The sequence below is a fragment of the Emticicia aquatica genome (assembly GCF_923079645.1).
In the GTDB taxonomy this organism is placed as follows: domain Bacteria; phylum Bacteroidota; class Bacteroidia; order Cytophagales; family Spirosomataceae; genus Emticicia; species Emticicia aquatica.
The window spans coordinates 78168-100388 of record NZ_CAKLPY010000005.1; the positions used below are offsets into that span (position 1 = coordinate 78168).

General features: G+C 34.7%; 13 protein-coding genes. 2 read left to right on the forward strand and 11 right to left on the reverse strand.

Features of this window, described 5'->3' with window-relative positions; all coding sequences use genetic code 11:
- Positions 1-11 precede the first annotated feature (11 nt).
- Together MJQ71_RS19130 and MJQ71_RS19135 are read right to left on the reverse strand one after the other, a co-directional pair.
- Complete coding sequence (locus MJQ71_RS19130; protein ID WP_238808545.1) at positions 12-2468, reverse strand: glycoside hydrolase family 95 protein; 2457 nt, start codon at positions 2466-2468, stop codon at positions 12-14.
- A gap of 350 nt (positions 2469-2818) precedes the next feature.
- Positions 2819-3625: a sugar phosphate isomerase/epimerase family protein gene (locus MJQ71_RS19135; protein ID WP_238808546.1), complete on the reverse strand. Its 807-nt coding sequence runs from the start codon at positions 3623-3625 to the stop codon at positions 2819-2821.
- A gap of 544 nt (positions 3626-4169) precedes the next feature.
- Between MJQ71_RS19135 and MJQ71_RS19140 the strand changes: the two genes are divergently transcribed.
- Together MJQ71_RS19140 and MJQ71_RS19145 are read left to right on the forward strand one after the other, a co-directional pair.
- A complete protein-coding gene (locus MJQ71_RS19140) occupies positions 4170-6344 on the forward strand; it encodes a 3-coathanger stack domain-containing protein (RefSeq protein ID WP_238808547.1) in 2175 nt (724 codons plus the stop codon).
- A 344-nt stretch (positions 6345-6688) separates the two neighbouring features.
- Entirely contained in the window at positions 6689-8950 is a 2262-nt protein-coding gene (locus MJQ71_RS19145) for an ATP-binding protein (protein WP_238808548.1), read from the forward strand.
- A gap of 93 nt (positions 8951-9043) precedes the next feature.
- Here MJQ71_RS19145 and MJQ71_RS19150 read toward each other — a convergent pair whose 3' ends face one another.
- The 9 genes from MJQ71_RS19150 to MJQ71_RS19190 all read right to left on the reverse strand — a co-directional run bounded on the left by MJQ71_RS19150 (position 9044) and on the right by MJQ71_RS19190 (position 22161).
- Positions 9044-10018 (reverse strand): DUF6089 family protein, encoded by a 975-nt coding sequence (locus MJQ71_RS19150; protein WP_238808549.1) that lies wholly within the window; start codon positions 10016-10018, stop codon positions 9044-9046.
- 7 nt (positions 10019-10025) lie between these two features.
- The gene (locus MJQ71_RS19155; RefSeq protein ID WP_238808550.1) at positions 10026-10748 is read right to left on the reverse strand and encodes a hypothetical protein; all 723 of its coding nucleotides are present in this window, start codon (positions 10746-10748) and stop codon (positions 10026-10028) included.
- A 76-nt stretch (positions 10749-10824) separates the two neighbouring features.
- Positions 10825-13119, reverse strand: coding sequence for an RICIN domain-containing protein (locus MJQ71_RS19160; RefSeq protein WP_238808551.1), 2295 nt, complete (start codon positions 13117-13119; stop codon positions 10825-10827).
- Between the two features lie 54 nt (positions 13120-13173).
- Complete coding sequence (locus MJQ71_RS19165) at positions 13174-14655, reverse strand: hypothetical protein (protein ID WP_238808552.1); 1482 nt, start codon at positions 14653-14655, stop codon at positions 13174-13176.
- A 24-nt stretch (positions 14656-14679) separates the two neighbouring features.
- Positions 14680-16497: a hypothetical protein gene (locus MJQ71_RS19170; RefSeq protein ID WP_238808553.1), complete on the reverse strand. Its 1818-nt coding sequence runs from the start codon at positions 16495-16497 to the stop codon at positions 14680-14682.
- Positions 16498-17196: 699 nt separating this feature from the next.
- Positions 17197-18108, reverse strand: a complete 912-nt coding sequence (locus tag MJQ71_RS19175) for an ROK family protein (protein WP_238808554.1) — start codon at positions 18106-18108, stop codon at positions 17197-17199.
- Positions 18105-19241, reverse strand: coding sequence for a glycerate kinase (locus MJQ71_RS19180; protein ID WP_238808555.1), 1137 nt, complete (start codon positions 19239-19241; stop codon positions 18105-18107). The genes MJQ71_RS19175 and MJQ71_RS19180 overlap by 4 nt, the downstream gene beginning before the upstream one ends.
- Positions 19238-20800: a sodium:solute symporter family protein gene (locus MJQ71_RS19185; protein ID WP_238808556.1), complete on the reverse strand. Its 1563-nt coding sequence runs from the start codon at positions 20798-20800 to the stop codon at positions 19238-19240. The genes MJQ71_RS19180 and MJQ71_RS19185 overlap by 4 nt, the downstream gene beginning before the upstream one ends.
- Positions 20801-20817: 17 nt before the next feature.
- On the reverse strand, positions 20818-22161 hold the full coding sequence (locus MJQ71_RS19190; protein WP_238808557.1) for an MGH1-like glycoside hydrolase domain-containing protein: 1344 nt from the start codon (positions 22159-22161) through the stop codon (positions 20818-20820).
- Positions 22162-22221 lie beyond the last annotated feature (60 nt).

Sequence of the window (22221 nt, forward strand, 5' to 3'; positions counted from 1 at the left end):
TTCGTTATTTCTTAGCGTGATAAGATGATGATTTGTCCTTTTTGTGTAGAAATATCATAAAGTTTTGTTGCTGCCAAAGTTGGTAATTTTATGTTTGCTTTCTCAGAAATAATAGGTTTGGCTGTTTCATCTAAACTATAAAATGGGTTGGCGTTTTTGCCAATTGCCTCTTTTAGTTTTGCACCATTACTTTGCTTCAATTCATTAGGTGTGCGAAGTCTAAGATTTCCTCCCAAGTTCGATTTTATAACCAATTTTACCAATTTGGTATCTTTCCATAGCATCTTAACTATTTCAAAACCTCCGATTGCTTTTAACCCCGAAATTTTACCCGAAGGCCAAACATCAGGTAGAGCAGGAAGTAAGTGAACTGCACCATCTGAACTTTGCATGAGCATTTCTGTAATACCCGAAGTGCAACCAAAATTCCCGTCAATCTGAAATGGTGGATGAGCATCAAAAAGATTATTATAAGTGCCTCCAGCACCTCGCTCATTGCCTATTGGTGTTAGTTGATTTTGAATCAATTTATATGCATGATTGCCATCTTGCAATTTCGCCCACCAATTTACTTTCCAACCCATGCTCCAACCTGTAGAGACATCACCACGATAAATTAAGGAGTTTTTAGATGCTTCAAAAAGTTCAGGGGTACGATAAGCTGAAATTTGATTGGATGGATATAATCCATATAAATGCGAAATATGGCGGTGCGTATCTTTGGGGTCGTCAATATCATCGAGCCATTCTTGTAATTGATTGTGCTGTCCGATGTGCATCGGTGGTAATTTATCTCTTAATTTTTTGAGAGAATCAACAAACGAAACATCTTTTTTAAGAATTTGAGCGGCACTAATCGCCTTGCTGAAAACATCGAATACAATTTGATTGTCCATCGTTACGCCTGCATCAAGCGACGAACCATCATGTGCAGCAGGGGCGTTTTCAGGTGAATTACCTGGATTTACGACCAACCAATTGTTTTTTTGCGGGTGTTCTACCAAAAAATCTACATAAAACTGTGCCGCCCCTTTTAATGCAGGATATACAGATGCCAAAAACGCTTTATCGCCTGTGTATAAATAATGCTCCCACAAATGTTGACTAACCCAACCGCCGCCAGCCGTCCACATCCCCCAAAAAGCACCATCAATTGCACCCGTTGCTCGCCAAATATCAGTATTATGATGAGCCATCCAGCCCCTTGCCCCATACATATCTTTGGCTGTTTTCTGGCCAGTAACCGAAAGTTCTTGCACCATTTTTAAAAACGGTTCGTGCAATTCCGAAAGATTTGTTTTTTCGGCTGGCCAATAATTCATTTCGGCGTTGATATTGATGGTATATTTACTATCCCAAGGTGGATTAATTCGATGATTCCAAATGCCTTGAAGATTAGCTGGTTGCCCACCAGGCTGCGACGATGATATCAATAAATACCGCCCAAACTGGTAATATAGAGCTACCATTTGTGGGTCGTTGGTATTGCTAAAATTTCGTAGGCGTTCGTCAGTAGGAAGTTTTACGGCATCGGTTTCTCCTAAATCTATTTTTACCCTTTTAAATAATTTTTGATAAGCCAAGATCTGGGAATTCAGTAATGTAGTGAATGTTTTAGGATAGGCTTTGTTTAAATAATCGGCGGCACGTTTGTTTTCGTCACCACTCAAATTTTGATAATTATTGAAATTAGTAGCAATTGATATAAAAATCGTTGCTGCATTTGCTCCTTTTATCACCAAAGATGTATCGTTAGATTGAAGGCTGCCTCCTTCTAATTTTATGCGTACAATCCCCTTAAACTGCACCATACCTTTTACAGTTTCGTGGTCGCTTGTTATACCCGAAATTGTCAAATCTTTGGAATTAGTTGTTGCAATTGTTTTGCTTTTTTGTGGCGAGGAAATATTGGCATTAAATGATATATTTCCTGCTTTGCTGGCAGAAATTTTCATCACAATTACCCTATCAGCCAATGAAGCGAAAGCTTCACGCGTATAAACTACGTCGCCAACCTTATAAGTGGTTTTTGAGATGGCTTTCTCAATATCTAATTCACGGTAATAATTGTTGTAGTTTTCATGACCATCGAAAACTAAGTTGAGACTCCCGACTGGTTCAAATTTTTGTCCGTGCGAAGTTTTTGTGATAATGGCTTGATTGGCCATTTTTTCAGCTTCTTTATGATTTCCTTCAAAAATCAATTTTCTGATTTCAGCCAATTTTTCAAGAGCCAATTGATTATCATTTCGGTTAGGGCTTCCACTCCAAACCGTATGTTCGTTTAGTTGAATTATTTCGTTTTCTACATTACCATAAATCATTGCCCCCAAACGCCCATTTCCAATCGGCAAAGCATTTTCCCAAGCACTTCCAGAAGGCTGTTTATACCAAAGTTTTAAAGGAGTTTGGGCTTGAACGAACGTTATTGTTAAAACAAAAAACAGAAAGAAAATCTTTTTTTTCATTGATTTCTGGTTAGGATTAAAAGATTGAAATCAGTTATATTTAATTTTGAATAAATACAATGTGTCAAATTAACACAAATTTAATTCTTTTTAAATCTAAGCCAAATAAATTGCAAAAAAAAAAGATTTTGTTTTGTATTTCTAATCTGAATAGTTGAATTTAGGTGTTTGTGTTTTTTTGAAACGATGTTCAATTAGTAGAAATCAATATGTTATATAAAATATATTATGTTAAATAAACTGTTTTATATCCCAATAATCTCGATAAATAATATCATTTTCTGAGTAATATTAATATAGACTTACAAAATTATGCAACATCAATATTTCCCCCAAAAAGACACAAGTAATTATAGGTATCTTTTTTTGAATAAATTCATCATGAAAACATTGATTTCCCATTGATTTCCGAGCGGCATTTGCGTTAGTGGTAAAACAGGCATATAAGGATATGGTCCAAACTCTGTAGTAACTGTTAAAGTTGTATTGTTTCGCTGATGCGTTTCAACAACTTTATCCCACCAACTTAGATGAGCTTCCAAAACACTTTTCCATTCGGGAGCTTGTGGTTCATTCACTTGTGGCCCTTCTGGATGTCCTACTCTACTGTGAATATGGTCGGTGTGCAGAATAGCTAAATCTATGGCCTCTTGTTGGTCGTCTAATAACGATTCATGTACATTGTACCAATGTGAAATATCTAATGTGATACGTAAATCTGGAATTTTCATCAGATACTCATGTGTTATATGAGCTGCAAATAGGCTTTTGCCACGATGGGTTTCGTGAATAATTTTTATTCCAGTTTCTGCAGCGATGCGACTAGCTAAGTCAAATAATAATTGATTTTGGTGAAAGTTGAAATAATCTTTCCCAGTTTGACAATTGATAAAAATAGGCTTTGCTTTGGCCAAATTTCTTAGGTATTTTTCATAATTGATTATATGTTCCTCAAAATCCTGCTCGTATGATTGCCAATATTGAGCTATCAATTCCAAATTATACTTTGCTAATGTATTTAAAATTGTCTGAGTTTCATCTGTATCAAAAGAAGTTGCCATTTCAATGCCATCATATCCTGCCGCTTTTACGTTTTGACAAAACGCATCGAAAGGAAGTGTATTTCCCCATAATGGAGCATAAAATTTAATTTTCATTGCTTTATAAAACATGTTAATGTACAGAGAATAAATGTACTAAATTTATAATATTACTTTAATTGAAAATATCGTAAATAATTTACTTATTATTATAACAGTATTATTACGTTATAATAATAAGTAAATAAAAATTATATATCTGTATCAAAAAAGTGAGTTGTTAGTGACATATTGATGTTACCAACAAGCACATTAATGTTATCATCTAAAGTTCAAAATTGGTTAAATTTGTAGTGTGCAAAAAATAAAACATCAACTTTTTTAACTTGATATTTTATACCATAATACTATTTACACAACACTTCAGTGCTAAATCAGCTAAGTCAATTTGATTCAAAATAATATCAAAATTAACGGTTAAGATTTTCAGCACACGCATCAAACAAACTTTGTAACCCAAAAGACAAAAGGAATTTTTTATCCTCAATAAAAATCAGAAATATTTTATTGTGACAATTATTAGAATTGTTTCAATGGAATCACTTATTGTCTTTCCTGCGGGAAATCCATACAATTTTTAAAAATTATAAACACTGTTGCAATGATTAAGAAAATCCGCTACACCACACTACTTGTATTTATTATTATTTTAAGTTTTGAAATTAGTGTACAAAGCCAAGCACCAAACATAGAATGGCAAAAATGTTTGGGAAATGACAGTTGGTACGGTGACGAAGGGTTAAAAATTGTGCCACTTCAAGGAAATAATTTTGCTGCAATCGGGAAGAAAACCGAAGGTGGAAATGAAATTGTTTGGGTATCTAAAATGAATCAAAAAGGAGAAATTCTTTGGGAAACATCCTTATTCGACCGTACAGCCTACAATGGATTTAAAGCCATTGATATGATTCAAAAGTCTGATGGAAGTTACGTTTTACTAGCTCAAATTGCCAATTACAATGAAGTTTTCTTTAATTACACCATTGGTCAATATTCAACTGTTATTCCACAAAAGGGAAATTATGATGTGATTGTCGTAAAATTAAATAGTGAAGGGCAAATGACTTGGTTTAAAACTTTCGGCGGCTCGGGACAAGACGTTCCAGTAAAAATATTGGAAAGTAACGATAACAAATATATTCTGCTGACACATACAGGTTCGGGCGATGGAGATATGGCAAATTCAGGCAAAAATACGGTTGGATATAACCAAGATTTATGGTTTGCAAAGCTTGATATTGATGGAAGTATTATTTCAAAAAAATGTATCGGTGGCGATAAAGATGATTTTGGTTTCGACATGAAAAAAACACCCGATGGGAAATTTATCATTGTTGGGTCAACAAATTCGGATGATGCCATAATAGGGCCAAATAAAGGTGACAAAGATGCTTTTATTATTAAAACTGACGATTCTGGTAACATTATTTGGCAAAAAACATTGGGTGGAACACAGAAAGATGAAGCTCGATGTGTGTTAATAAAAGATAACTCAGAAATTATATTAGGAATAAATTCAAACTCCTATAACAATGATTTCCAATTTACGGCTACTGCCGATTTTCCGTATAATTATGAAGAAACTATTTGGCTATTAAACCTTAGTTCAGATGGCGTAATACTTAAAAAAAATAAATTTGGCGGAGCAAATCGAGATTTATTGGCTAATATTATCCTTTCAAAAGATAAAGATTTAATAGTTATTGGGTCAACCAAATCAAATAATGGCGATATACAAGACAGAAACAGAATTCCAAACAATAACAATGATAGGTTTGATGTTCTATTAATGAAAATATCTAATGAATTAGATTTAACTTGGGAGCGTACTGCTGGTGGCTCATCGGATGATGAAGGAAATGGCGTTATCGAAACAAATGATGATGGTTTCATCGTACTCGGAACAACTCAATCTTTTGACGGTGATGTTAAGGGAAATCATTATAGTCCACAAGATAATCGAGACATTTGGCTATCAAAATATCGTTATCCATGCGAAAATACATTACTACTTGATGATAGAAGGACAGGTATTAATAAAAAATTTCAGGCAGCACAAACAATTAAAACAAAAGATAAAATCTTAGGCCAATCTTCCATTAGTTATGGAGCAGGAAAAAGCATTGACATTGAGCCAGGTTTTGACACAGGTGTTGGTTCAAACGTATTGCTAAATCTTGAAGGTTGTCAACCTAGTGAATCAAAATCAAATCAACCGATTCAGATAAAAATAAACAATGAATGCCGTGAAGGAGGAATGAAGTTTAAATTTATGCCATTTACACCAAATACTGATTTATCACAGTACCGTATGTCGATTCAAAATAATAGTCCAGGTGTAGAATATGATTTTTCGGGTAATATATTAATAACTAAAAATAATCAACCTAACCCTCGAACGGCCTATTTCACACTGACTGTTTCAAAAGATGGATTTGACGACTTCATCTATCAAAGTTATACCAGCACTTGTGAACATGACAATGCTCCAATCAATTGCCCAGAAAATAATAATACTGTTTTACTAGATAAAGAATATTATCAAATTGGTGAAACATTCAGAGCAACTTGGACAGGAACATTGCTACCTGGACAAACCTTAAATTGGTATAATGAGGGTGTATCAGAAATAAATAATGACCCCAATCAGAAATATTTTATCGGAAAAATTTCGTATTTCCCAGCACATATTCAAGCTCAACCTAGTTCGTTACCCGATGGTTCTCGCCCTTGTCACGGAGCATCACGGGTTGAATTTAGACCAGTAAAAGATTAAATAAAAAGTACTCTGTTAAACCAAAATATTTATTGTACGTTATACGATGAAAAGGAGACCTATTCTTTTCATCGTATTTTTTTTATCATTAAAAATGAATCCGTATCACGTTGATTTTAAAAAAAATGAATAACCAATTATTTAAAAGTATACAGATATTTACTAATATTTTACAAAATTTAAACGACTTGAATAACTTCGCAAAAAGTTATTTATTTAAATGTTAAACAATTATCCTGCATTGTTTGTTAAGTTTGTACCATAAATTAGTTAGCATATTTATGAATACAAGTGTAGCTAATAATTGACCCAAAAATTGCTTTTTAACCAAACCTGCTATAAAAATGAATTGCATTAAAATTCTACCACTAACTTTTTTTTTATTTTTTACTTTAATTTTTTCTCATGCACAAGAAGAAATACGCAAACAGACTGATAAAGACATTCAAGATAATGCAAACTATGAAAGTGCAAAGAAGCTCATTGAAGAACAAAAAACAAAAGAGGGCCTATTGAAATTAGAACAATCGTTAGCCAAATCACCTAATGATTACAATAAAATAAATATGCTACTTTTAGAAGCCACTGTCTATCGTAGAATGGGAGATTATGACAACTTTCGCAAGTATCTCGCTAAGATTGATTTAAAAAAAGCTGATGTTAAACAAACTTTAAAGGTCTATAATTTCACTAGTTATGTTTTTACTATTCAAAATTCAATAGATAGTGCTATTTTTTATGCAAAAAAGGGTATTGAATTGTCAAAAAAAAATCAAATCAACAGTGGCGACTTTTATAATAATCTATCATATTTTTATAAGGAGAAAGGAGATTCTTTTAATCAACTTTTATGCATAAAAAATGCCTACGAAGAATTTGTAAAAAAAGGAGACAGTACTGATATTATTTATGCTCTTTATGCTATTGGCGACTATTATATGGTTGAAGGTCAACTCGATAAAGCAAAAAAATACATTTTAGAGTGTATAGGCATTCAATTAAAAACAAACTTTGCTCCAATAAAGCAATTTGACGGTTTTAATCAATCATATTCACAAATTCTTGCTAAACAAAAGGATTACTACGGAGCAATAAAGTATGCACAAAAAGCTCTTGACATTGACACAAAATATAATGATAAAAAAGGGCAAGTGTATAGTAACAATATTTTAGCCACCAGTTATTTGTCATTAAATAAATTAGGCCCTGCACTAAAATATGCTGAAGAAGCAGTAAAAATTGCAAATGAAACGAATTTTCTCCCTGTTTTAGTAATTTCCAATACGCTGCTTGGAGAAATATACGCAAAATTAGGAAAAGATGAATTAGCTGTAGAAACCTTGAAAAAAGCAGTAAAATACTCAAAAGAAGCTAATGATTATGTCAATCTTGCAGAAAGCAATAAGTTATTAAGTTCAATATATAAAAAACAAAAGAAATACGAACTAGCTCTATATTATACAGAGCAGTATAAAATGTCAAATGATAGTTTGCTTTCTTCTCAAAACCGCAAGAAGGCAGTTACATTATTAGCTCAATTTGAAAGTGAACAAAAGGACAATAAAATTCTATCGCAAGAACTTGAACTAGCAAAAGAAGTAGGTAAAATCAATAATTTGAAAATATTAATCTTGTCAGTTGTTGCAATTGCGATGTTTCTTCTATTTACGGTTATATATATCCGCAATCGAAATCGACAAAAAGTGTCGGTTTTGTTAGCTAATATGCAGCAAGATTTAATATCTTTCCAAAATGTGATTGCAAAATCCTTTAGAAAGTCTGCTTCAGAAATCAGTTTGTTGGGCGAAAATACATTTGAAGCAATTTTGTTGAATTCCGAGTCGATTGCTAAAAAGGAGCATTTATTAGATGCCGAAGAACAAGCCTTTTTCAATGATATAAAACATCAATTAAACGATATAAAGGAAGATTTAGAAACCCGTATCAATAAGGTAAAAACCTTTAGTTATTCTATTTCACATGATTTAAAAGAGCCTTTGAATCAGGCATTACAGCTTGCCAATAGATTAAAAGATGATAAGTTTGACGTTATAGAAATTCAAGATTATCTCAAACAAGCCAATGATTTAGTGAAGGCTTATACCGAATTAGGTGAAATCGAAGCCTATGATATATGTTTGCAAGAATTAGATTTATCTGACTTAATAAAATCTGAAATAAAAAAGGTGAAAAAACTCCCTTTTTATAGGTCATCTTGTCAGATAAATCTTGATAAATTAAGTGTTATTTACGGTGATGCCTTGTTAGTTAGACAAGTAATTTGGAATCTTATAAGTAATGCAGTAAAATATAGCCAAAAAATCGAAAATAGTGTCATAAATATAAGTACCTATAAAGAAACCAACGATGAAATAACTATCCAATTTAGCGACAATGGCATCGGTTTCCCTTCAGAATTGGGTCAAAAGTTATTTACGCCATTCGTGAGACATGGCTCTGTAAAGTCGTATGAAGGATTTGGAATGGGATTGGCTCTTTGTAAGCAAATTGTTGACAAACTTGGAGGAAAAATTTGGGCTCAATCCGACGGAGAAAGTGGAGCAAATTTCTTTGTTACTTTCAAAAAAACAGCTTCGGCTATTTAAAAAACTTTACTATTAGATTAGCTAGCCCTCAATTGAAGGCTAGCAATACTTTATTAAACCTTAATCATAACCTATTTTTCTAGAGTCTAAATGTTACTTAATTTTAGGACATTTTATTTTTTCTGGTAAGTAATAAAGCAGAGAAAATTTAGTTAGAATATAACCATCTTTTACTTTTGGATTACCTCTTTGTCGGGTGGCAATCGCGGTATCAAAAGGGGGAATACCTGAAGGAAAGGTACTCGCAATATCTATAGCATCTATATTGGTGTAGCCATTATTGTTTAGATAATTTTGCACCCAAGTAAGCCTATCTTTACCACTAATCGCAGCTATAAACTCCGCACTTCGATTTGTAAATATAGTATTTGAAATAGTTGGAAATGTCGTACTAACGTCATCAATATAATCAGTTGATGATAAGTTATACTTAACTTCAAAGCCGATACCAAACAATTTATTGATTCTATATTGCATTTCAAGTCCAATAGGAAATGAGAAAGCCAAGCTTGAATATTCTTTTACTTGTCCTTCTGTTTTTAATTCTCTCAATTTTACCCAATCACCTTTTATTTGCTGCGACAACCTTATATCTCGTGCCATTGGATTATGACTAAAAACGCCTATTCCTGCGTGTAAATAATATTCAACTTTTCGATGGGTGTGTCGATAAAATTGTTTTTTTTTATAAAAACTATACGTTATATCTATCGACAATTCCTTAATGTCATTTCGAAAATGCAGGTTTCGTAAATAATTGGTCGCTTTAACAGTCTCATAAAGGTTATCATCACCAAATAATCTTGCATAAGTAAACCCCGTTCTAAGACTTATTTGTTTGGTTATTGGTTGCTGGAAACTTGCCGCAACGTTCCACCTTATGGCAGGGCTAATAATAGCTTTTATTGGTGTGTTATATGGAGATAGTTCGCCTAAATAATTGGCCGTTCCAACCCCAATTGAAATTATTTCATTCGTTTGACCTAAACACGGATTTATTAATAAGCTAAAGCTTAATACGACAAAATACATTAACCAATTGCTATAATTATGGCTCCAAAAACGCATGAGAATATTATTTTTTAATTGTCAAATATTCATAGTCAGCTTCAACAACTGCACCCGTTGGAAATATTTTTTTTTCAGATTTTATATAACCCGACGACAAAAGTATGTACGAATATGACGTTTTTAAGTCAATAACTTCCCCATCATCAACGATAGACAAATTAGATGAAGATAAGAGGTTGGTATTAGGTTTACCAAGAAAGTAAGGAAAAAGGGTATTTAAATGCTTATCGTTATTGTAGCTAAACTCCTCAGAATAATCACCAGTTTTTAATTTTTTAATCTTGAGGTTACCATCTTTGTATTCAAAAGTGAAATCAGATTCTAATGGGTTTTTGAGAAGATAACCATTAGTATCGTACTCAAACAAATACGTTGTTTTATTCTCATCAATGTATTTTGTAACATTTTTAGTAATTGGGTCAATAGTTAATTCAACAGTAGAGTAAATTTCATTAGTTTTAATATTTCGATAATTAAGAATAATTTTATCGTCAGAAGGATACATGTATTCCGTTACTAAATTGTCAGTTATTTCCTTAATAAGTTTTGGCTCATTAGTTAAAGTATCATAAAAATATTCTGTGTATGTTTGGTACGATATCGACCCCAAAGTGGTAGATTCTATTTTTGCTTTAAGAAGAATAAACTCTTTTGATGTTGGGTTAATGTTTTCATGCTTTTTACACCCAAACAAGAGCAGAATAATAGTAATACTTATATATTTCATTTTGATTCTCAATTAAGTAGCCCTCAAATAAATTATTCGAGGGCTACGTTTAGTCACAATTATTTAATACAACCAGCTACTCTCCAAACACAATTTTCGAACTTTTCTTAACCACACCGTTTGTAACTTCAATATAGTAAATAGCATCTTTCAGCTTCAAATGCTGCACATTGAATGACTGTGTTCTTTCTAAACCAATATCCTTTTGAAATACAGTAAGTCCATTTCCATCTACAATTCTTACACTAAGATTTTCGTTTAGTTCAAATTGATTAAATGTTACATTAAAATCATTTTTAACAGGGTTAGGGAATATATTTATTTGCGTACTAACACTTCCAATTTCATTAAATTCAGTCGGTGTTATTCCCAAATTTTCTGGTTCCGACTCGGATAAAAGTTCTGCCGACATACGCCCGTTACTTGTTAATTTTGTGGTTGGAATAAACCGCCATTGCAGACGATTATCGGTCTCTGGGTCGCCATCTAATTGAACAACACGGCGGTCAGTAGAACTATACACACCCAATACTTTTTTGCTCGCTGGGTGAAGTGAAATGATAGAAAAGATATTTTGGTCTTCACTATTTTCGTCCACTATTTTATTGAGACCCCACGATACACTTGTATAAGCCTTATCGCCATCGTTAATAAACAATTGTGTACCACTGGCATTGGCGTTTGTGGTGCTTACGCCCGTTACAGAAAACCACTTCGTTGCAGCATATACAGGGGCAATGTTGTACTGACCATTATCGTTGATTGACACTTCAAACTTTTGGTTGTTAGCGTTACTACGTGCATACTGTATTACCTTACTGCCATTAGTAGTTGAAGCTCCAGCCACGTCCATCATTAAGCCTGTATTCACGTTTTGAATGGTGTATAAGCCTGATTCTAAATACTCATCGGCATCTACTGGAATAAATCTCCATTTGAATGAATCACTGAGATTAGGGGTATTTTGAGCAATCACAGACGAGCCTCTGGAATTTCCTACCACACCCAAACTAAGCTCCTTAGATTTGAGTACATATATATTACTTTCATCTTCGTTGTTTACAACTATTCCCTCGCCTGCGTAAATAGCATCGAGCAGGGTAGTATTATCGGCAGTGCCTAAAACTGCTTTGTTAGTTACTGCCATATATTTTGTAGCTTTGGCAATGACTGGTAATAATTGGTACTTACAATCATCGTTGATACGCACCTCAAAAGTCTGATTAGCTGCATCACTTTTTCCCCACTGCACAATGTTTGTACCATTTTGAAGTTTGGCACCAGCTACGTCCATAACTAAATTGTTTTCTACATTTTGAACAACGTAAGTGCCTTCTTGTAAATAATTGGCTGGTTGTAGTGGGATTAATTGCCATTGATAGTCTTCATCATTTTCGCTTCCTGTACCCTGGATCACCACGTTATTACTTCCATCTACTACTCCTAATAATTTTTGACTATTAACAGAACGAATCGTGAATCTTTCGTCATTAAAACCTTTTGTAATATCATTTACATATTTTATCTCAAAGTTTTGTAAGGATTCATTTTCTGACGCAATCGTTAGGCCTGTACCACTCGCTGCGGCCGAAACCCATTTTTTAGCATAGGTATGACCAGGCGTGAGGTTATACACGTTTGCCCCATTTTCAATCAACTCAAACTTCATGCTGATGGGGTTATTTTCTACGTCACTCGTATCCGATTCTGCTACTACCAAAGGCGTACCATTGATTTTTGCTGCCTGTTTGGTAGTCATCACTAAGCCAGTACCTACATTTTGCAAAGCATACCAGCCTGCCTCTATTATCGGAATAAACTCCCATTGAAAGCGGGTATCAGCCGTTTGTATTTTCCACTGTACTACTTGGGAAAATGTACTATTCAAAACCCCAATAGCACGCTTACTGTTAGCATCCAATGATAAAATGGTAAATACACGTGGCCGAGCTGTGGGTACTAATTTCCATTGCATACGAGGTAAGTCTCGGACATCCTCCAATAGTTTTACGGCGGCACCGTTGGCATTAGTGGCTGCACTTTCGTTTACACTCATCAAAAGACTTTCAGCAGACGACATCCCTATACGAACACTTAGGTCATCGTCTCCACGAGACACATAAAACTGTTGATTATAGTCTTTGTTATAATTAGCTTGACTCATAGCGGTACCATTTTCATATTTTGAACCAGTCATCGTTAAATATTTGCCCGTGGCTACGTTTCTGAGCAAATACCTGCCTTCGGCAGCATAAGAATTTGTCTTGTCTATTTGGGCAAAGGTCATTAGACTGACCAAAGACAGTATAAGCGTATTAAAAACCGCCATGCGGTTCAATACATTGTTGGGTATGAGTTGAAAAGATTTCATTATATATTTTTGATAAAAGTAAAGTGAAAAAATACTGTTATACATGAGTCTTGCCTATTTGACATTTTTTGCATTACACTCGCCTGAAGTGTAGGAGTAACATTTTTTTGGATTACAGTTCCACTGGATATTACGCACTTGCAGGCTCGCAAACCGCTCCCCAGTTTCCTGCCAAGTATAGTATAAAGGGCTTGACGGGAAGTATTTAAAGCGTAATGTAATGGGAAAGGGATAAGTGCGGGTCCATTTTCCAGCTTTTGCATCATTCGAACTTGAAGCAATATTATAATAATTTATCCAAATACTTCCCACATATACAGTACGAACTTCATAAGTATCTTGAAGAATATCAATACTTAATTCGCTATCACAACAAGCATAGGAACAGGCGTTTGAGTAAAACGTTTGTCCCACTGAAATACATTCATTATCTGTGGTACCCTCAGATTCAGATTGCCCATAAGTGCCTTTCACTTTCTTTGTCCAACTTGCACTTATACCCTTAGCTAACTCCAACTCGGCCTTATAACCCAATGTAACTGAAACTTTCCAATCCCAAACTTTATTAACCGTTGTACCCTTACAAAACGCATCATTTTCTCGCTGGGTTACCTGTCCTGTACCACCAGTTACCTGTGCTTTGTTCTGTCCACGTTCTATGGTAACTCTTTTTTTAAGCTTATATGTTGTTAAAGGATCTGTTTTCTCACACAAAATACTTGCAGTATTACCATCAAGGAAATGGTACTTCCTCTTATTCGACCCAACAACCATTACTGACTCTATTTTTTTAGGAAGACGATTATAGGCAAATTGTTTTAAGTTATATAAATATGGGTAATCATAACACCATTTGGCTGCTATACGTGCATTGGGATTCTTTTCATCATTGATGGGTGTTACTTCAAAATTTGAGGCTTGAAAAACAGACAATCGCTTGGGCTTGTATTGCATCGAATCGTTGCCTACTGGAATAACTGATAGACCACTTTCTTTATAAACAATCATCATAAAGTCAGCATTAAAAGTATACATACCCCCTAAACCAAGTACCAATTGTTCGTCTTTATCGTTTGCTTTATTGTTGTAAACAATAGCAGAGATATTGTTTTGTATCATGCTCTTGAAAAAAGGGCTATCTACAAAGCGAGCAATACTTGGTACACCGTCGGCATTGATATATACTTCTTGAATATTGGCAGGAACAACTTTACTAAATGCTGTACTATCTATAAATACCAGTCCAGCGGTATGTATGCTGTCTTTGAGTAACTCGGGTATACTACCTATCCAATACGACGTTTTGTAGTCATCAGAATTTTCAAGTAGTTGGTCAGTTATGTTTGCTTCTTGTTCTACCCTTTTGGTTTTCTTTTGGACAGAAACCGTATCGGTGGTAGTAATAGAGGCTAATACCTTTTTGACTTTCGCACTTGGCTTTATTACCCCTGACGAACCAAATGAGGCTATCAAAATACTAAATCCGAAAATCAGTATTGTGCCTATTATAGAGTTTATTGTTCTTTTCTTTTTCATTGTGATTAATGGATTATGATAATATTAATAGTATTTTCTTTTTTGAGGGACACCACAATTTCCAAAGTCTTTACTCGTAAGTAATGGTGCGGTTTTAGCTGGATATTTCTTCCATAAAGCCTTAGACCAATAGTTCTTGGTAAACTTCAGAGTTCCTGAATACTTTGGCATATTTCCATCCTTGATTTCAAACTGCAAAGCTCTTATATCCCAAGTGTCACGTTGGTCCACATACACCATACGCATTCTTATTGCCACCTCACCACTACCCTTAGCAGTTTTTGTCCATGCTTGTAATTTTCCATAAATGGGATTGGCTACCTTAATCATACAAGGACCAAACCAATATTCGATATTGGCTGTTTTTGATACGGATACCTCTTGCGAATTACTTTTTGACCAACTTGATTCAAACGCAGTTTCTATCGAATAACCTACCACATCCACGCCATCTGAATAGCCAAATCCGCCCGTCCGAGTAAGTCCATAACTTTTGCTATAATTTTGACTAATGCCAAAGTCAAGATACCCAGATTTGCTTGATTTTGTACTGAATGCTACCCATACACCTGGAAGCACGAGTTCATTTCTTGGAGCACTTACATAACTGCCCGGACTCCATGTTTTTTCTATTCTCCAACTAAAAGTCCCTGCACCATCTTTACAATTTAGCCTTCTTACGGGCCAGATTACACTTTCTCCATTCTTATATTCATTGCCATTTTTATAATAACCTCGATAAAATGTCTTGTCAGGAATATCTGCTCCTGGATTGTTTATGTGTGTAGATACACGATTAGGTGTAAGATCATGCTCTGGCTGATAACCGTAATACATATTGTACACATCGGTATCACATTCGTCCTTATTTGCCCATATTTTATGGCCCTCACCATTGTTCCAAAGATAATTAAAGCTACCTTCGTTCCATCTACTCCAATCGCAATAAGGACCTTCTTCATATGTGAAGGACGTACTCGAAGAATTAGACAACTTGGGAGTTTCATTGTTAGGAAACAAACTGCTAATATCATCAGTTTTGTTGGCAAGTAGTAAAGGTGAACCAGTAAGCTCAATGGGGTTCAGGACTGACTGGGGCTTGCTTTGAGCATACTGCTTGCGTAGTGCTTGCATTTTTGCTATCCCAGCAATGGTTTTGGGTGACTTGGGGTCATACTCGTACTCAAATGCTTTTCTAAAATCTTCAACGGTAAGTTTGTCATTGACCGAAAAATCAAAGATAGATTCTATGAGCATATCGTAAGAGATAGGGTTATATTTTTTGCCGAATGCCATAGTTGTGGAACCTCCGTAGGGGATATCTGCTTCGGCAGAGCTATCTGGCGGTATGTTTTCATATACCATCAGTGCTGATTGAGGGTTGTAAATATTGAAGATTGCTTTGCAAAATTTTTCAATATTTTTAACAGAGCCGTCAATCATAATTTTAATATTGTTGTTACTGGTAGCGTATCCCAGCAAGCCGCAATTACCATGTGCTAATGTGGCATAGTCAGCGTTGAGATACAACACATCAATACCCGCAGGCAAGCCTTGGTTGAGGTCGGTAGGATATTGAATCACAAATTTATCGCCCCCTTTAAAGAGCGAATCTACGTTGGTGCCCGTCATGGGCGTTAGTGCTACAATGGTATGTAGCGAATCGGGCATCGGTTGCAATTTATCCGTATAAATTTCAACCAAATTGGGATAAGATTTAGTTTTGGCTGAACTCATCTGTTGGTGGTGTAAACCAACTGAACAAGAGAGCGTTAGTGTTGCCATAAAACACCCAACGACTATCCAATTAAGGGGCTTGACTGAGTAAAATTGTTTTTTCATTGGAATTATTGTTAAAAGTGCAATTATTAATGTGAGTTTGTGATTTAACCGCCCAATAACCAGTACTTTATAAATACTGAAAGTGGGTCTGGCGGCGGATTTCTGATGTTGTGAAGGTCTTCGGAAGAACTGCTATTGTGCAATGACTGCCAAAATCAGACTGTAGAACAGTAGTTTTGTTTTCATTTAAGTTAGGTTTAATTGTTTGATTTATTGAAAACTGGCACACAGACATATAACCCAAGGCAATGTCCTTGATAAATATTTCGGCTATTATTAAAGTAATATCAGAGCATGGCAACCCAAATTATTTTGGGGGCTTAGTCATACAACAGAATTATATATTATGAAACAGTTTTACTAATTCTAAAAAATCATTTAAGATTTATAGAACATTTTAATTAAACCAAAAGAGCAGATGATTATTTAGGAAAGAAATTTTCCTAGTGTAATTACGTTTTAGTTTTTGGGTTTATTTGTGTTATCACCAAAAAAACAAATAATTATTTTAGTGATATATGTTCTAAAAAATATTATATTTTTTTGACTGAACAAATATACAAATGAAACCAATTTATAGTCAATAATAAAGTAACACAAAGCCCCCATAAATATGGGGGCTTTAAGCAAAGTTTTTAATATTTATTTGATTTTTATGCTATCAAAAGAAGATTTTATGATAGTTGCCCTAATTTTTTATTACTCGACTGTAAGAAGAGCAGCACCTATCACACCAGCACTATCGCCTAATTGATTTTTTTTGATTGGTGTAGTTAATGTTTTATTGAACAAGTTGGGCAGAATAAATTGGGGAGCTTGATTGTATAGAACATCTAAATTGCTGACACCACCTCCAATAACGATCAATTCTGGGTCAAGAACATTGATGATATTGGCCAGTGCTTTGCCGAAATAGCTCATTAATCGAGTTATCGTGGCATCAGCAATTGTGTCATTTCCTTCCACAAATCGTTGATATATTTCATTGAGCTTAATGTTTTCTTTGCTCTTTTGGTAATAATATTTTTCAAGTGCGGGTCCAGCAATGAAGCCTTCAACACATCCCTTTTTTCCACAATAGCATGATTCGCCATCTTTATCTAACAAAAAATGCCCCCATTCGCCTGCAATTCCATGCAAACCTTCATAAAGTTGGCCGTTTAGTACTATTCCACCACCAACACCTGTGCCTAAAATGATACCGAAAGATAATTTGGGTTTAAATGACAATGTAAGACCTGCTCCAAAATTAGTTTCAGCAAGTGCAAAACAATTCGCATCATTGGCATGAAAAACGGGAATATTTATTAATTTGCTCAAATCATCGGCTAGGTTTTTATCGTTTAAACATAACACATTTGCATTCTTAATCTTTTTTTGCTGCCTATCCATAATTCCAGGTGTAGCAACACCGATACTTTTAGGTGTAAGTTTTGTAAGAACGGATACTTGTTTTAGTAAATTACTGATTTGAGATAATACGTGTTGGTAGCCTTTATTTGCTTCAGTTGGTAAGCGTTTTCGACAAATTACATCAAATTTAGTTTGTTTTAAAGATAATACGACACATTCTATTTTTGTCCCACCGAGGTCAATTCCCCATGCAATCATAATGATAAAGTTGATAAAAGTTTACCTAATAATATTCCTTGTTGTTCAATTAATGTATTTGTATTCGTTAAAGCATCATCCAAAGTCATAGGTTTATTCAGTATCGAATTGGCATAAATTATGTTATTCTGAAGGGCTAAAATATCAATATCTTGCAAAGTTCCACATATTATCATCACTGGAACTTTAGCATTATCCGCCATTTGTAAAAGTTTAGAAATGAGTTTTCCATCCCAAGTTTGGCTATCAACCTTTCCTTCTCCTGTAATCAATATTTGGTTTTCTGTTATTACTTCCGAAACATTGTTGAGCGTTAAAATCCATTCGGCAGCCGAAATAATTTGGGCGTTAAATAAGCATGCCAAACCACCACCAACGCCCCCCCCTGCCCCACTTCCTGCAATATCTTGAGGATTTATATTTGAAAACTTGTCTAAAAGTTTAGCAAAACTAAATAATCCGCTGTTCAAATCGATAATAGCGGCATCATCTGCTCCTTTTTGTCGAGCAAATACAAACGCTGCTCCTTTATTGCCATAAAATGGATTTTCTACATCAGTGGCAATGATAAATTTAATCGTTTTTATTTTTTCGAGTACATTGTTATCATCTATTTTATCAATTTTTATAAGATTTTCTCCAATTGGAGGTAACTCTTGATTATTTTTATCAAAAAATCTAAAACCTAAAGCAGACGCAATTCCTATTCCTGCATCGTTGGTAGCGGTACCTCCAACAGTAATTACGATTTCTTCAGCACCTATTTTTATAGCATCTTTGATGAGTATTCCTGTGCCGTAGCTGCTTGTAATCAAACAATTACGTTCTTTGGGAGTCAACAATTCAATTCCTGATGCACGAGCCATTTCAATGATAGCTATTTTTTTCTCAGGGATATATAGATAGCACGCACTTACAGGCCTAAACAATGGGTCTAATACTTCGATATACTTCCAGTCAGCACCCAAAACCATGGCAATGCTTTCGAGAGTCCCCTCGCCGCCATCGGCAAGGGGTAAAAGTGAGCATTTGGCACTTGGAAAAGTATTTAATATCCCTTTTTTTAAAGCAATACATACGTCTATTGCCGATGCTGCATCTTTAAATTTGTCAGGTGCAATCAAAATATTCATAGCCAATAAGGAATACTTATGCTGAAAAAAATGATAAAAATGAAGAATATAATCAAATAATAGGTGCTTTTATTCCAAAATTCAAATGCCAATGATGATGATTCCAAGGGTTTCAATACTTTTTTTGCATTAAACAAGGACGACAAATATGCTACACCAAGTGTCATTATACAACCAAATAGATTCCACCAAAACCAAAATATTTGGGGCTGAAATTTCCAGAGATATACATTGAGTAAAACACCAGTTATTAGACCCAAATTCATATTATTGGCTTTTATGTTTTTTGTCAAAATAGCCAAAGTAAATGTAGCTAAAATAGGGCCGTAAAAGACTGAGCCAATTTTGTTGATGGCTTCAATGACAGTTTCAGCAATGTCTCCCGCAATTGCAGCAGTAAAAACGCAAACTGCTCCCCAAAATACTACACAAACTTGCGAATAGAGTGAATATTGTTTTTCAGAAAATTTGAAACGTTTTGTGACAAAATCCTCCATACTTACGGCAGCTAATGCATTCACGTTGGTACTCAAAGAAGACATTGCAGCGGCAAAAATAGCCACAATTACTAATCCAATAATACCATTTGGTAAGTAATGCAATATAAACATAGGCAACATTTTATCGGGTTGTGTAGTCGGAATCAAGGCTTTAAAAGAAGGAGTTACGAGTGCAAACGTACCAATAACTAAACCCGTGATACAATAAGTAAACGTTACAAAAAAGCGAACAATACCATTAAGCATATACATTTTTCGCACTTCGGCTAAACTACTTGCCGCTAATGAACGCTGTACTTGTGTTTGGTCACAGCCATAATAAGAAGCATAAAGAACAAATCCTCCAAAAAGCATCGGAAAGAAACCATAGGTATCACCATTAAAACCCCATGAATCAAAATTTACGACTTGGGTGCGTTCTTTATCTAGGTGTTCCAAAAAAACACTCCAACCTCCCATGTTGTACAAAGCAAAGCCCAAGCAAACAACTATACCAAAGTATTTGATGAACATCTGAATTACATCGGTATAAACCACAACCTTCAAGCCCCCCTTCAAAGAATACAGCATTGTGACAACACAGATAATGCCAATGGTTTGCCAGAAATGAATATTAAAGACGCTTTCTAGCAATAACGCTACTGTATATACGGCAACTCCAGTACTGAAACTTCGGCTCAATAAAAACGCAGTACTAATTAGCAAACGTGTAGAACGACCAAACCGACGTTCCAAAAATTCATAGGCACTTACAATCCCTGCTTTGTACAAAAAGGGTGTAATTACTAACGACAAAAAAATCATAGCTAATGGAACACCAAACTCAAAAGTGAGCCATTTCATGCCACCACCCATTTTCATACCGACAAAAGCAGGAGCTGAAATAAAACTAATTGCCGATAGTTGGGTGGCCATAGTGGATAATAATAAAGTAAACCACCCAAAATTTTTATCTCCAATAAAGTAACTTTTGCCCGAACTTTGGTCTCGCATGAAATAGCCCATTGAAAGCATCAGCAAAATATATATGATAATTATAGAATAATCGAGCCAATTCATAAAATTAGATTTAGAGGTTAGTTAAGCATATCTAACAGCATTGCGGCTGTCCAAGAAAAATTCTGACCACCAAATCCGTTTTGTTCATTTTCGGTAGGTATTGGACTAAAGTATTCGTAAAAACCATTTTGGGCAACCAATGTAATTGAATCATTTTTAATTTTATCGGCAATATTTTTAAAACCATAATTAGTAAATCCTTTATAAAGTAGCCAATTGATATTTAACCAAACTGGGCCTCGCCAGTAGCGTTTTGCGTCAAATTCTGGATCTGTATAAGCCAAACTTGGACATAAATATCCATCCAAATCAGTTCCTTGAAAATCTACTCCTTCGATTATTTTGGTCATTCTCAAAGCCCTTTCTTGCGGAACTATTCCCGCAAATAATGGTGAAAAACCCATTGATGTCGCTATTGAAATAAACCGATTATTCTTTAAATCGTAATAGCCGTACAGGCCTAATTTTTCGTCATACAATTTTTCATTGATACTCAGTGATGTTTTTGTGAGCCAACTACTACATTTTTGAGCAACTTCTGGCATATTTAATTCAATCGCCATTCTTACAAGACTTTCGTTTGAGGCTACCAATAAGCTATTAAAAAGCGGGTCTTGCACCAAAAAAGGCAACTCTTCAAACATCTTTTTTTCATCATACTCGCATTGTTTTGATAATTCAATCAAGTGCAAATAATAATTATAGTCTTTTTTGGTCGGTCGTTGGGCTTGATTTACATGAGAAGTATCTTTTCTTTGTACATCATACGTTGGTGGCGTGTATGTTTTCCATATTGAGTCCCAAGCAGCACTATTGTCGGTTCCCGACTCCCAATTATGACGAATATAGACTAATCCTTCGTTGTAAGGGTCTCTATTCAAATAAAGGTATTCATGGAAATGTACAATTGATTGGATGGCATTCACATAAAATTCTTTATGAAGTGCTAAATCATACTCTTTTTCAAAAAGATATTCTAATACAAACCCCAAAACAGGTGGTTGAGTAATACCCGAGGTTTTTACGTGCTTAGGAGCGAAAGCATTGGTATATGCTCCTTGAAAATCAGCTCCAGGAAAATACTGTTTTTCGGCAGAATCATCATGAAAAATAATATGTGGTAAAAAACCGTTACTCCACTGAGCCGCCAAAAGTGTTTTTATTTCTTGACGAGCCCTTTCCATATCAATAAAAGACCAACCCATGGCTATAAAGCCCGAATCCCACAGCCATTGAAAGGGGTAAAGATTAGATGATGGCACTGTAAATCCATCCCTCCAGTTTTGATTCAAAACATCTTTACAATGCTGTATTAAGGTTTTTGAATCGGTTGTTTTTTCCAAATTTGCTAATTTATTCATAAAATAAGACTTAATCTTCTTGTGAAGAAAGACTTTTCACAAGAAGATTATAATTAAGTT

Bases quoted from the DNA above. Each gene is read 5' to 3' on its own strand.
- MJQ71_RS19130 (WP_238808545.1), bottom strand. From the start codon at position 2,468: ATGAAAAAAAAGATTTTCTTTCTGTTTTTTGTTTTAACAATAACGTTC.
- MJQ71_RS19135 (WP_238808546.1), bottom strand. From the start codon at position 3,625: ATGAAAATTAAATTTTATGCTCCATTATGGGGAAATACACTTCCTTTC.
- MJQ71_RS19140 (WP_238808547.1), top strand. From the start codon at position 4,170: ATGATTAAGAAAATCCGCTACACCACACTACTTGTATTTATTATTATT.
- MJQ71_RS19145 (WP_238808548.1), top strand. From the start codon at position 6,689: ATGAATTGCATTAAAATTCTACCACTAACTTTTTTTTTATTTTTTACT.
- MJQ71_RS19150 (WP_238808549.1), bottom strand. From the start codon at position 10,018: ATGCGTTTTTGGAGCCATAATTATAGCAATTGGTTAATGTATTTTGTC.
- MJQ71_RS19155 (WP_238808550.1), bottom strand. From the start codon at position 10,748: ATGAAATATATAAGTATTACTATTATTCTGCTCTTGTTTGGGTGTAAA.
- MJQ71_RS19160 (WP_238808551.1), bottom strand. From the start codon at position 13,119: ATGAAATCTTTTCAACTCATACCCAACAATGTATTGAACCGCATGGCG.
- MJQ71_RS19165 (WP_238808552.1), bottom strand. From the start codon at position 14,655: ATGAAAAAGAAAAGAACAATAAACTCTATAATAGGCACAATACTGATT.
- MJQ71_RS19170 (WP_238808553.1), bottom strand. From the start codon at position 16,497: ATGAAAAAACAATTTTACTCAGTCAAGCCCCTTAATTGGATAGTCGTT.
- MJQ71_RS19175 (WP_238808554.1), bottom strand. From the start codon at position 18,108: ATGATTGCATGGGGAATTGACCTCGGTGGGACAAAAATAGAATGTGTC.
- MJQ71_RS19180 (WP_238808555.1), bottom strand. From the start codon at position 19,241: ATGAATATTTTGATTGCACCTGACAAATTTAAAGATGCAGCATCGGCA.
- MJQ71_RS19185 (WP_238808556.1), bottom strand. From the start codon at position 20,800: ATGAATTGGCTCGATTATTCTATAATTATCATATATATTTTGCTGATG.
- MJQ71_RS19190 (WP_238808557.1), bottom strand. From the start codon at position 22,161: ATGAATAAATTAGCAAATTTGGAAAAAACAACCGATTCAAAAACCTTA.